The organism is Oscillospiraceae bacterium, from assembly GCA_022483045.1.
Classification (GTDB): domain Bacteria; phylum Bacillota; class Clostridia; order Oscillospirales; family Acutalibacteraceae; genus Caproicibacterium.
The window spans coordinates 1,101,777-1,114,997 of record JAKVOA010000001.1 but is presented as its reverse complement, the minus strand read 5'-3'; the positions used below and the strand labels follow the sequence as shown (position 1 = coordinate 1,114,997).

At 50.8% G+C, this 13,221-nt stretch carries 10 protein-coding genes; all 10 read left to right on the top strand.

Features of this window, described 5'->3' with window-relative positions; all coding sequences use genetic code 11:
* Positions 1-121 precede the first annotated feature (121 nt).
* The 10 genes from LKE53_05385 to LKE53_05340 all read left to right on the top strand — a co-directional run bounded on the left by LKE53_05385 (position 122) and on the right by LKE53_05340 (position 13,185).
* Positions 122-2,437 (top strand): glycoside hydrolase family 25 protein, encoded by a 2,316-nt coding sequence (locus LKE53_05385; protein ID MCH3972187.1) that lies wholly within the window; start codon positions 122-124, stop codon positions 2,435-2,437.
* 174 nt (positions 2,438-2,611) lie between these two features.
* Positions 2,612-4,024, top strand: coding sequence for a tRNA (N6-isopentenyl adenosine(37)-C2)-methylthiotransferase MiaB (gene miaB, locus LKE53_05380; GenBank protein ID MCH3972186.1), 1,413 nt, complete (start codon positions 2,612-2,614; stop codon positions 4,022-4,024).
* 50 nt (positions 4,025-4,074) lie between these two features.
* On the top strand, positions 4,075-4,479 hold the full coding sequence (locus LKE53_05375; protein ID MCH3972185.1) for a YlbF family regulator: 405 nt from the start codon (positions 4,075-4,077) through the stop codon (positions 4,477-4,479).
* Between the two features lie 42 nt (positions 4,480-4,521).
* Positions 4,522-7,173 carry a DNA mismatch repair protein MutS gene (mutS, locus tag LKE53_05370; protein ID MCH3972184.1) on the top strand — a complete coding sequence of 884 codons (2,652 nt, stop codon included), beginning with the start codon at positions 4,522-4,524 and terminating at the stop codon, positions 7,171-7,173.
* Positions 7,142-7,639 (top strand): GNAT family N-acetyltransferase, encoded by a 498-nt coding sequence (locus tag LKE53_05365; GenBank protein ID MCH3972183.1) that lies wholly within the window; start codon positions 7,142-7,144, stop codon positions 7,637-7,639. Before mutS ends, LKE53_05365 begins: the two co-directional genes overlap by 32 nt.
* The gene (locus LKE53_05360; protein ID MCH3972182.1) at positions 7,626-8,267 is read left to right on the top strand and encodes an HD domain-containing protein; all 642 of its coding nucleotides are present in this window, start codon (positions 7,626-7,628) and stop codon (positions 8,265-8,267) included. Before LKE53_05365 ends, LKE53_05360 begins: the two co-directional genes overlap by 14 nt.
* A gap of 36 nt (positions 8,268-8,303) precedes the next feature.
* Complete coding sequence (mutL, locus tag LKE53_05355; protein MCH3972181.1) at positions 8,304-10,130, top strand: DNA mismatch repair endonuclease MutL; 1,827 nt, start codon at positions 8,304-8,306, stop codon at positions 10,128-10,130.
* Between the two features lie 142 nt (positions 10,131-10,272).
* On the top strand, positions 10,273-11,220 hold the full coding sequence (gene miaA, locus LKE53_05350) for a tRNA (adenosine(37)-N6)-dimethylallyltransferase MiaA (protein ID MCH3972180.1): 948 nt from the start codon (positions 10,273-10,275) through the stop codon (positions 11,218-11,220).
* Positions 11,217-12,461 carry a secretion protein HlyD gene (locus LKE53_05345; GenBank protein ID MCH3972179.1) on the top strand — a complete coding sequence of 415 codons (1,245 nt, stop codon included), beginning with the start codon at positions 11,217-11,219 and terminating at the stop codon, positions 12,459-12,461. The genes miaA and LKE53_05345 overlap by 4 nt, the downstream gene beginning before the upstream one ends.
* The gene (locus LKE53_05340) at positions 12,439-13,185 is read left to right on the top strand and encodes a YggS family pyridoxal phosphate-dependent enzyme (GenBank protein MCH3972178.1); all 747 of its coding nucleotides are present in this window, start codon (positions 12,439-12,441) and stop codon (positions 13,183-13,185) included. The genes LKE53_05345 and LKE53_05340 overlap by 23 nt, the downstream gene beginning before the upstream one ends.
* Positions 13,186-13,221 lie beyond the last annotated feature (36 nt).

The window sequence follows — 13,221 nt, the reverse complement described above, 5'->3', positions numbered from 1 at the left end:
GGATTTTTTATGCACAACAATAATTTATAGCTCTTTTTCTGTCTAATATTGTATAAAAATTGTGAAAATGTTATAATGAGCGCACAAAACAGCAGAATTTAATTTAGGAGATGACGAAATCTTGAGCAACCTTTTCAAAAAACTGGCGCTGGCCTTTACTTTAAGCGCAATGCTTTTTGCAGCAGTCCTGCCGGCCAGTGCGGCAGATGACAGTTTCTCCAAAAGCAGCAGTACATCATCTGCTGCGGTTTCCAGCTCACAGGAAGCTAAAATGACTGAGAGTACTGTTTCATCTGCTTCATCAACAGCAAGCCAGCAGGCAGAGACAGTTCCCTCTCAGAAAGCTGCAGCTTCTTCCACAGCTCCTGTACCAAAGGCGGAAACTTTTGCAGCAACCGCTAGTATCAAAGGCGATACGGATTACAATTTCTCTGTTTATGAGGGCAGGGAATACACATTTCGTTTTGAAGTGATCGGTCCGCGGGGACTCAGCCCGACTTTCAGTATCAGCACAGCAGCTTTTAAAAATACCAGCATCAAACAGACCGTAGAAAACGGGCATGATGTGTACTACTATAAAATCAAGGCAGTTGGCAGTGCAGGCTTAACGACGGATATTTACACACAGCTGCCGGGGCAGCAGAAGGTAAAGCGCTGCACGGTCACAATAAAGCCGGCTAGTATCAAAGGCGATACGGATTATAATTTTTCAATGTATCAGAACAGCGAGTACACATTCCGCTTTGAGGTTGTCGGTCCGCGGGGACTTAACCCGGCTTTCAGTATCAGCAGTGCGGCGTTCCAAAACACCAGCACCAAACAGACCGTAGAAAACGGCCGTGACGTGTATTATTACAAAATCAAGGCGGTCGGCAGCGAAGAGCAGCAGGCAGATATTTCCACGCAGCTGCCGGGGCAGCAGAAGGTAAAGCGCTGCACGGTCACAATAAAGCCGGCTAGTATCAAAGGCGATACGGATTATAATTTTTCAATGTATCAGAACAGCGAGTACACATTCCGCTTTGAGGTTGTCGGTCCGCGGGGACTTAACCCGGCTTTCAGTATCAGCAGTGCGGCGTTCCAAAGCACCAGCACCAAACAGACCGTAGAAAACGGCCGTGACGTGTATTATTACAAAATCAAGGCGGTCGGCAGCGAAGAGCAGCAGGCAGATATTTCCACGCAGCTGCCGGGGCAGCAGAAGGTAAAGCGCTGCACGGTCACAATAAAGCCGGCTAGTATCAAAGGCGATACGGATTATAATTTTTCAATGTATCAGAACAGCGAGTACACATTCCGCTTTGAGGTTGTCGGTCCGCGGGGACTTAACCCGGCTTTCAGTATCAGCAGTGCGGCGTTCCAAAACACCAGCACCAAACAGACCGTAGAAAACGGCCGTGACGTGTATTATTACAAAATCAAGGCGGTCGGCAGCGAAGAGCAGCAGGCAGATATTTCCACGCAGCTGCCGGGGCAGCAGAAGGTAAAGCGCTGCACGGTCACAATAAAGCCGGCTAGTATCAAAGGCGATACGGATTACAATTTCTCTGTTTATGAGGGCAGGGAATACACATTTCGTTTTGAAGTGATCGGTCCGCGGGGACTCAGCCCGACTTTCAGTATCAGCACAGCAGCTTTTAAAAATACCAGCATCAAACAGACCGTAGAAAACGGGCATGATGTGTACTACTATAAAATCAAGGCAGTTGGCAGTGCAGGCTTAACGACGGATATTTACACACAGCTGCCGGAGCAGCAGAAAGTAAAGCGCTGCAAAGTTGCAATTATTCAAAACAGCACTGCGGTTTATCTCAAAGGGATCGATGTCAGCGAACATAACGGCATCGTCGATTGGGAAAAAGCCAAGGCTGATGGACTGCAGTTCGCTATTCTGCGCTGTGGCTATGGTTCGGACACTACAAGCCATGATGACAAGCAATTTGAAAGAAATATTTCGGAATGCGAGCGCCTGGGTATTCGTTGGGGCACCTATCTTTACAGCTATGCACTGACAGTAGATGACGCACAAAGTGAGCTGGCGCATGTTCTGCGTCTGCTTAACGGTAAAAAACCCGATTTTCCAGTCTTTATTGATATGGAAGATGCGGATTACTACAGAGAGAAAAATGGTATGCCGAGCAATGAGACCCTGACGCAGATTACAAAAACAGTATGCGCCGGTGTGAAAAATGCCGGGTACCTTTCGGGGTATTATGTAAATAAAGACTGGTACGAAAATTACATTATTCCAAGCGAGCTTTCTGATTATCTTCTCTGGTATGCACGACCAGGGCTGACTGCACCAGACAAGACCTGCAGCATTTGGCAGAGTGAGTTTCCAGAGACCGGTGGCGCGTGGGATGGCGCCGATGTCAGCAGCGGCGGGTGTGCTCTGGATGTTTCCTATGCTGATTTTTCCACGTGGAGAAAAATTTGATTTTTACATAAACAAGGACAGGCTGTTTCTTTTTACAGAAGCAGCCTGTTTCTATTTTACCAGCTTTGCCTGCAGCAGAGGCTAAAACGCAGATTATCAAATTCTGTCGTTTTGTTTTTATGGAAAATGTGTTATAATAAAAAGACTCATGAATTAGAACAGGGGGCTCTGCCTTTGTCAGAACAGCTTCTTATACCGCTTGAGGAAGAGCGGAAGTATATTGCGCAACTGCGGCAGATTATGCAGGTGCGAAAGCGCGGCGAAGTTCCGCTTGCTTTTGTGCACACCTATGGCTGCCAGCAGAATGTTGCCGACAGCGAAAAAATCAAAGGAATGCTTGCCCGTATGGGCTTTTCCTTTACGCAGCAGCCCGCAGATGCCGACTTCATTTTATTTAATACCTGCGCTGTGCGCGAGCATGCGGAAGACCGCGTCTTTGGCAATGTGGGCGCACTGAAAAATATAAAACGCCGTCACCCAAGCGTGATCATTGCCCTGTGCGGCTGCATGATGGAGCAGGAGCATGTGGCAAAGCGGATTCACGACAGTTATCCGTTTGTCAATATGCTTTTTGGTACCCATCAAATATGCCGTTTTCCAAAGCTTTTGTTTACCTGCATTACGGACAGCCGACGTGTCTTTGTGCGCGGCGGTGAGGAGCAGGACCACACCATTGCCGAGGGACTGCCCACTTACCGTGACGGCAAAGTAAAGGCCTGGCTTACCATTATGTATGGCTGCAACAATTTCTGTTCATACTGCATTGTGCCGTATGTGCGCGGGCGCGAGCGCTCCCGTACTCCGCAGGCGGTTTTGGCGGAATTTCAGCAGCTTGTCGCGCAGGGATACAAAGATATTACGCTTTTGGGGCAGAATGTCAATTCTTACGGCAAAAACAGCAGCTGCGGCGTTAATTTTGCAAAGCTGCTGCAAATGCTTGACGCCGTGCCCGGTGATTACCGCATCCGCTTTATGACGAGCCACCCCAAAGATTGTACGCATGAGCTGCTCGATACCATGGCCGCCGGCAGGCACATTGCTCACCACCTGCATCTGCCGTTTCAGTCCGGAAACGACCGGGTGCTCAAAGAGATGAACCGCCACTATGACCGCGCGCAGTACCTGGAGCTGGTGCGCTATGCACGCAAAGTTATGCCTGATATCAGCCTTACCAGTGACGTGATTGTTGGTTTTCCAGGTGAGACGTACGAGGAATTTTGTGATACGCTTTCATTGATTCAGGAAGTCGATTTTACCAGCCTGTTTACGTTTATCTATTCTCCGCGCGAGGGCACCCGCGCCGCTAAAATGCCGGACCCGGTCCCTGCTGAGGAAAAATCGCGCTGGTTTACCGAGCTTTGTCAGACACAGGAGCACATCGCCGCAAAGCGCTGCGCTGCCGCGGTAGGTACTGTACAGCGTGTGCTTGTAGAGGAAAGAAATCCTAAAAACGGCCTGCTGACCGGCCGTACCGGCGGCAATATTGTAGTCGATTTTCCGGGGGAAAGGACCCTTTGCGGCACGTTCCAGAGGGTACGCATCACAAAAGCTCGCAACTGGATTTTAACCGGCGAACTGCTGCCATAAGCAAATTTGTTTACCAAATTTTTTATTATATTATTTAAAGGAGATCACACATGAATATCATCGACGCAACCAGAGACCTTGGCCGTACCTTACAGGGAGATGCCCGCTACACCAGACTGCAGGAGGCCACCGCAAAGTGTGACCAGGACAAAGAGCTGCAGGATATGATTGGAAACTTTAATCTGCTGCGCATGAACTTAAATGCAGAAATGCAGAAAGAGCCGCAGGATACAGAAAAAGTCAACCAAATGAAGGCAGAGCTGCAGGCCGCCTATGACAAGACTATGGCCAGACCCAGCATGTCACAGTACACGGTTGCACAAAAAGAAATGCAGGACCTGCTCAACCGCATGTACGGTATCCTCAACCAGTGCGCACAGGGTGCTGACCCCGCCACAGCGGATTACAACCCCTGCACACATGACTGCTCCACCTGCGGCGGCAGCTGCCACTAAGCACAAGCCGGCAAAGTATTTTTACGAGGAGGAAACCGCAGTATGGCAAGTCTTTCGCCTATGATGAAGCAGTACTTTGAAATGAAGAAACAATACCCGGATACCATTCTGTTTTTCCGTCTGGGCGACTTTTACGAAATGTTTTACGATGACGCCAAGCTGGTTTCCCGCGAACTTGACCTGACCCTGACCGGCCGCGACTGCGGGCAGGAGGAGCGCGCACCGATGTGCGGCGTTCCGTTTCACAGTTATGAGACCTACCTTGCAAAGCTGGTCGCAAAGGGCTATAAAGTCGCTATCTGCGAGCAGATGGAAGACCCGGCTTTGGCCAAGGGACTGGTCAAGCGTGACATTATTCGTGTCGTAACACCCGGCACTGTGCTGGAAAGCAGCATGCTGGATGAATCCCGCAACAACTATATCAGTTCGGTCTGCGTCCGCGGGGAAACCGCGGGCGTCTGTTTTGCGGACATTTCTACGGGGGAACTGTACGCGACCACGCTTCACAAGAATTTGCAGGAGCAGCTGCAGAATGAACTTTCCCGGTATTCTCCCAGCGAAATTCTGGTTAATCAGGAAGTACTCGATTTTTCAAAACTGGCAAAGTTCATTCACGACCGGCTTTCGGCATCTTTAGAGCTTCTAGAGGACGACACTTTTTACAGCGAAGGAAGCAGTAGGCTGCTTTTGCAGCAGTTTCAAAAGCAGTCACTGGAAGATTTGCAGCTTGCGGACAAGCCGGAACTGACGGCCGCTTTGAGTGCGCTGTTTTCTTACCTCAAGCAGACCGAGCGCAGTGGGGTAGAGCGCATTTCGCAGATTCAAATGTACAGCGGTGCCCAATATATGCGGCTTGACCTGACCGCCCGCCGCAATTTAGAGCTGACCGAGACTATGCGCAGCGGGGAAAAGCGCGGTTCCCTTTTGTGGGTACTGGATAAAACCCATACGCCAATGGGTAAGCGCTTGATTCGCAGTTGGATTTTGCAGCCGCTTTTAAGCCCGGCGGCAATCGGCCGCCGGCTGAACGCGGTGGAGGAGCTGACCGAAGATCCTGTTCTGCGTGACGCTGTTGCCGGGCAGCTTTCCGGTGTGCATGACTTAGAGCGAGTGATGTCCCGCATTGTTTACGGCAGTGCAAATGGCCGCGAACTGCGTGCACTGGAAAGCACTGCGCGCCGTTTGCCGCCGCTGCGCACAGCGCTGAAAGACGTGCAGTCTCAGCTTTTGTGTGGTATTCTTGCCCATTTGGACCCGCTGCAGGACGTTGCGGACCTTATTGACCGCGCGATTGTAGAGGAGCCGCCGTTTTCCCTGCGGGAGGGCGGTATTATCAAGTCGGGCTTCAGCAATGAACTTGATCTCTTAAAAGGCGATATGAGCAGCGGCCGCGGGGTGCTGGCAAAAATTGAGACCGATGAACGCCAAAAGACGGGCATCAATAAGTTGAAAGTCGGCTACAACCGCGTATTCGGGTACTATATTGAAGTACCGAATGCCTTTAAAAATCAGGTACCCGAAACCTACATACGGAAGCAGACCCTGACCAACTGCGAGCGCTACATCACGCCGGAATTAAAGCAGCTTGAAGGCCGCATTTTAGGTGCACACGATAAGAGTATTCAGCTGGAGCATCAGCTCTTTGAAAAAGTGCGCGGGCAGGTCGCCGGTGAAATGGAGCGTGTGCAGAAAACGGCCGTTGCCATTGCGCAGCTGGATGTTCTGCTGTCTTTCGCTGAAGTGAGTGTTGAGCACCAGTATACACGCCCCATTGTTGATATGAGCGGCAGGCTGGAGCTGCGCGACAGCCGCCACCCGGTTGTTGAGGCGCTGCTGGATGCACCGTTTGTGCCAAACGACGTTACACTGGATAAAGACAAAAACCGTGTTGCCATCATCACCGGGCCTAATATGGCTGGCAAATCCACCTATATGCGGCAGGCTGCGCTGATTACGATTATGGCGCAGATTGGCTGCTTTGTGCCGGCTTCTTATGCGCGGGTCGGTATTACCGATGCCATCTTTACGCGGGTTGGCGCTTCCGACGACCTTGCGGCGGGCCAGTCTACCTTTATGCTGGAAATGTCCGAGGTGGCCGAGATTTTAAAGAATGCGACTTCTGACAGTTTAATTATCCTGGACGAAATCGGCCGCGGCACTTCTACATACGATGGCATGAGCATTGCCCGTGCAGTAGTGGAATATGTTGCAGACAAAAAAACATTGGGCGCGAAAACCCTGTTTGCAACCCACTACCATGAACTCACTGTGCTGGAAGATCTGCTGGACGGCGTAAAGAATTACAATATTGCCTGCAAAAAACACGGCGATGACATCACTTTTCTGCGTCGCATTGTACGCGGCGGCGCAGATGAAAGCTATGGAATTGAGGTTGCAAAGCTCGCCGGTGTGCCCAATAAGGTTATCCGGCGCGCAAAGCAGATCCTTGCAAAAATCACGAAGTCGCCGGCGGCTCTGCCACAAAAGCCTGCACCACAGAAAACCAGCACAGAAGAAGAACCGCTGCAGCTGACTTTAACACCCCCCGGTGAAAAAGAGGCACTTGAATGCCTGCGAACCATTGATGTGAATACCTTAACGCCGATTGAGTGTATGAATCAGCTCTTTGCGCTTTCCAAGCTTGTTAAAGGAGAAAAGAAACATGCCGATTCAGATTCGGCCGATTGTAGATGAAGACTTTTCTGAAGTAGAGCCGATGCTTGTCGGTATTCAGAATCTTCACGCGCAGGCTCGGCCAGACCAGTTTCTTCCGTTCCATTCGTATTCTTACGCTGATTTTGTGCAAATGCTGACAGCAGGCAGCGCCCTTTTGGCACTTTACAATGGCTGCACCGCGGGGTACTGCGTCCTGAAAACGAAACAATTTGACGGAAAAGACGGCATCTGTACGCCACACGAGGTCGGTATCGTTGAAAACTTATTTGTCAAACAGGAGTACCGCCAGATGGGAATCGGCGAAGCTTTATTGAATGCGGCCCGCGCAAATGCTGTAAAGCAGCATCTGCATCAGATTGAACTCAAAGTATGGAGCTTTAACACAGCGGCAATTCATCTGTATAAAAAACTTGGCTTTATACCGAAGTATTACTGTATGGAAATGTCCCTGCCGCAGGAGAAACAAAATAATGCGGCCGGCTGAGCTGGAGGCGCTCCTTCGCGCAGAACTGTCCGGTCAAAAAGACAGCGCCGGGCGCGGCATTTGGACAGCTGACCACTGTGTGCGCACAGCGCATTTAGCGGTCGCTCTGCGCAAAGAAACTGGCGCTCTGCCACAGATGGATTCTCTTCTGTATCTCGCTGGCCTTTTTCATGACGTTGCACACGATAGCGCCCCACATGCCATTCATGGTCCAGTCGGCGCGGCGCGCACGCATCAGCTGCTCAGCGGCAGAGTAGATACAGCGCTGCTTCAAGAGGCGGAAGAAATCATTGCGGTGCATGATGACCGCCGTCCCGGCGACGGCCGCAGCGCGGCGCTTCATTTGGTGCAGGACGCCGATATGCTGGATCATTTTGGCACTGTACGTGTTTGGAGCATTTTCGGTTACAGTGCAAAGCATGAGCGCTGCCTTGCAGCGTCCCTTGACCGCATGGAACTGGCACAGGCAAAGCTGCCGCAGTATCTGACCCTGCTGCATAGTGAAGCAGCTAGGCGGGAGATGTGCCGCCGCTTGCAGACAGAGGCTTCTTTTGCCGCATGCGCCCGTGCACAGTCCCGCGGGGAATTGGGTGCGCAGCTTTTGTCGTCAGATTCTTTCGACGGTTGATTTTGCACCTGCATTTTTTAAGGAAGGGGTACTCAAATGTCAAAAATTCACGTGCTGGATAAACACATTGCTGAGTTGATTGCTGCAGGTGAGGTGGTCGAGCGCCCTGCTTCTGTCGCAAAAGAACTGGTGGAAAATACGGTAGATGCCGGCGCTGCGGCCGTAACAGTTGAGATTCAGCACGGTGGCATTCCGTTTCTGCGCGTTTCCGATAACGGTTGCGGTATTGCGCGGGCAGACGTGCCGCTTGCCTTTTTGCGCCACGCAACCAGCAAAGTACAGAAACAAGAGGACCTTTCCGATATTCGTACCCTTGGCTTTCGCGGTGAAGCGCTGGCTTCGATTGCTGCGGTGTCGCATGTCGAGCTGCTGACGCGTACAGCAGATGAACTGGCGGGTACCCGCTACCTGATTTCCGGTGGCGATGAAGAATCCTGTACAGATGCCGGCTGTGCTGTGGGTACCACCATTGTTGTCCGTGATCTGTTTTACAATACACCTGCCCGTATGAAATTTCTGAAAAAAGATGTGACAGAGGGAAACGCTGTTTCCGGTGTTGTTGACCATGAGGCACTTGCACACCCCGAAATTGCTTTCCGCTTTCTGCGCGATGGCAAGGAAACGCTGCATACTCCCGGTGACAGCAAGCTGAAAAATGCGGTATTCGCGGTGTTTGGTCGTGAATTTACGCAGGGGCTGATTCCGGTGTGCTATGAATTGAATGGGGTAAAGGTATGGGGCTACATCAGCAAGCCGGTTGCTTCCCGCCCCAATCGCAGCATGCAGAATTTCTTTTTAAATGGCCGCTATGTCCGCTCACGCACCGCGATGGTTGCACTGGAAGAAGCCTTTAAAGGCAGCCTGATGGTTGGGCGGTTTCCGGCCTGTGTGCTGCATATGCAGCTGGCTTTTTCAGCTGTAGATGTCAATGTACATCCCAGCAAAATGGAGATTCGCTTCCTGAATGAGAAGCCGGTTTTCGAGGCAGTATATCATGGCGTTAAGACAGCGTTACAGCAGGAAGATACCCCAAGCATCTTAAAACTAAAACCGCAGCAGACAAAGCCTTTTTTGCAGCAAGCGCCCGCTGTGCCGCAGCAGATCATTTTTCCTGCAGCGCCACAGGTGCACGACAGCGTTTCCTTTACGGATTTTGAACCGCTGCAGAAGCCGTTACAAAAAACGGAAGAGAGAGCGCGGGAAGTGCCGCCTGCCGGCAAAATACAGAATTCGCCGAGCGTGGCAGAGCCTGCTGCGCAGAAAGATGAGCTGCCTGTTTTGCTGGCTGCGCCGCAGTCGGAAGAAGAAAAGCTGATTGGCGAGGCTTTCGGTACCTACATTTTGGTACAGCAGGGAGAAGACACGATACGGATTATTGACAAGCATGCTGCGCACGAGCGCATGCTCTATGAGCAGCTCAAAGAGCAGACCGATTCTCTGCCGCAGCAGATGCTGCTTTCGCCCGTGACGGTCACGCTTTCTAAAGAAGAGTATTCGGCGGTCCTAGAGCATACAGAACTGCTTGCCAAAGCGGGCTTTGCCATTGAAGATTTTGGCCCCGGCACAATTTTAGTACGCAGCGCGCCGGTCATGCTGCAGGAAGATCTGCAGTCTGCTGTTGAGGAAATGGCCGGTTATCTGGCTGAGCACCGCACCAGCATTCTTACGGAAAAGCTTGACTGGCTTTACCACAACATTGCCTGCCGTGCGGCGGTAAAAGCGGGGGACGAAAGCTCCCCAGAGGAACTCATTGCCCTTGTCGAGCGCCTGGAAAAAGAAGATATCCGCTACTGCCCGCATGGCAGGCCGGTTTCCATTCTTCTTCGGCGCAAAGATTTGGAGCATCAATTTGGAAGAATTTGATTTATCCTGTTTAGAAAGGAATAAACAGAATCTTTTTTACGAAAGTGCATGATTTTTATTTGCATTTTTGGCATTACTCCGCTAAAATAAAGATTGTGTTTACATAACCTCAGCGTGGGAGCGAAAATCGGATGATGCAAAGATGAAAAAAATATCTGTTGCTGTGGTTGCCGGCCCTACCGCTTCCGGCAAAACACGGTTGGCTGTTGCCCTGTGCAGGGCGCTTCATGGCGAGGTCGTGTCGGCCGATTCCATGCAGATTTACCGCGGCATGCAGATTGCAACAGCAAAGCCGACTCCTGCCGAGATGCAAGGGGTGCCGCACCACCTGATTGATTTTCAGCCGCCACAGCAGGCTTTCAGTGTTGCAGATTATGTTCAGCTGGCGGGTGAGGCAATCCAGCAGATAGCCGCCGCAGGCAGGCTGCCGGTTATTGCCGGCGGTACAGGACTTTACATTCGCAGTCTGTTGCAGGGCATTTCGTTTGAGCAGCCCAATGCAGACCCTGCTGTGCGTGCGGACCTGCAAAAGTATGCAGACGAAAAAGGCGGACAGGCGCTTTACGAGCGCTTGAAGCAAATTGACCCGCAGGCCGCGGCGAGCATTCATCCCAACAACACCAAGCGCGTGATTCGTGTACTGGAAATATACCAGACGACCGGAAAAACTTTAGCAGAAAACGAAGCCCTTTCCCACGGACAGGCAAGCCCCTACAGCGCCTGCATGCTGTGTCTCGGCTTTCGCGACCGCGCCAAACTCTATGAGCGCATTAACACGCGCGTCGACCAGATGATCGATGCCGGCTTAGTGCAGGAAGCGGAGCAGGCGCTGCGCAGCGGCGGCGCTACGTCCCTGCAGGCCATCGGCTACAAAGAACTGCTGCCGTACCTACAGGGCAGGTGCACACTGCCGCAGGCAGTGGAGTCGGTCAAGCGCGAGACACGCCGCTATGCAAAACGCCAGCTGACATGGTTTCGCCGTGAAAAAGATGCTCGTTGGCTTTATGTGGATGATTATCCCGATTTTTTCGCTCTTGCACAGCAGGCCGAAAATCTTATCCGGAATTTTCTAAAAGGAGGCAGTTTATGAAGCAGATAAAAGTGCAGCGTGTCCTTTCGCTTCTTTTAGCGGCTGCTATCCTGGTCTTTATCGGGTATCAGGTGTACCGGGCCAATTTTGTACACCAAAAGACTGAAACTGCCCTCTATAAAACGGTTTCCGATACAGTTACCGCCAGCGGCTATGCAGTGCGGCAGGAGTCCCTGCTGACAAACAAAAACGGCGGCGTGCTGCAGTATGATATTACCGACGGAGGCAAAGTGAATAAAGGCGGCACAGTTGCCCACGCCTATAAAAGTGTGGCAGATGCCGGTGTGCTGCAGAAAAAAGCAAAGATGACCGCTGAAATGCAGGCTTTGCAGTCTTTCGCTAGCCAGGGCTCTTACGCGGACGCAAATGCCGAAAATGTAGATTCGCTGCTCAGTGAGCAGCTGCTGCGTCTGATTAAAGACGCCAACGATGGCTCTGCCGATATTTCCGATTCACGCCAGCGCCTGCTTACTCTTTTTAACGAAAAGCAGTTGGCAAACGGCCAAGTAAAGGACTTTTCTGCGCGCATTGCGGCCCTGCAGAAGCAGATTGCCGCGCTGCCCGCAGGCACCAACGGCGAAGAACTCGGAACAGTGACTGCTGACAGCTCCGGGTATTTCAGCAGCAAAGCAGATGGCTATGAATCCGCTTTTTCCTATCAGAATGTACAGGAATTGTTTCCAGAAAACCTTTCGGATTCCATTAAACCGGTGGCAGTGGCAAGCAATGTTGTTGGCCGTGTCTGTTCCCAGTTTAATTGGTATTTTGCCTGTGTGGTAAGCCCAGAGGACGCCTCAAAATTTAAAACGGATACCACCGTTACCATTACATTTCCATTTGCCAGCTCTGCACAGGTTAAGGCAACTGTACTGCGGGTAAACCAGAAAAGCAAAACCGCAAAGGCCGCGGTCATTCTGCAGTGTAACAGTATGGATGCGGACCTAATCAATATCCGGCACGAAACCGCAAAAATTACCCTCAATACATACAAAGGAATTCAAATCAGCCAAAAGTCTGTGCACTTTGAAAAAGTAAATGGCAAAACTGTAGAGGGCGTGTTTGTCATGTATGGTATTGTAATGAAATTCAAGCAGATCGTCCCGCTGTACAGTGACAGCAACTATGTTTACTGTGACCCCAGCCCCGATCTGACCAAGCTTTCTACAAAAGAAAGTTTACAGCTGTATGATGAAGTCGTAATTGAAGGGAAGGATCTATATGACGGAAGAATCATTGAGTGAAGAGAAACTGCAGCAGCGTTTCCATGATGTAGAGGAAAACCTGAAAATCATCGAAGAAAACATTACAGCCGCAGCCGAGCGCAGCGGACGCAGCCGCAAAGATATTACATTGCTTGCAGCTACAAAAACCGTGCCGGTCGAGGTGATCAATCACGGTATCGAGGCAGGCATCCGCTATATCGGGGAAAACCGTGTGCAGGAGCTGACCGAAAAATATGACCGCTACCGCAAAGATTTAGCGGAGGTACAGTTTATCGGCCACCTGCAGAAAAATAAAATTAAGTACCTAATCGGCAAGGTAAGCCTGATTCAAAGTATCGACAGTGAAAAACTTGCCGCAGAGGTTTCTCGCCTGTCCGTGAAGGCGGGTCTTACGACAAATATTTTGATTGAGGTAAATATTGGCCGCGAAGAAAATAAATCTGGCGTTTTGCCGGAAAGCATCGAGCAACTGCTCTTAAAAATAGCACAAATGCCCAACATTAAGGTCTGCGGCCTTATGGCAATTCCGCCGGCAAAGGCAGAGCGCAAAGAAACTTTCGCTTATTTTACGCAAATGCATCAATATTTTGTTGACATAAGCTCGAAAAAAATAGATAATGTCTGTATGCAGCTTTTATCTATGGGTATGTCTGCTGACTATGAGTTGGCGATTGAGGCGGGGGCCAATATGGTCCGCGTCGGCTCTGCTCTGTTTGGCGCAAGAGACTACTCAAAGAAATAATCTGAAATATACATGAAAAGTATTTAGGAGGCATAT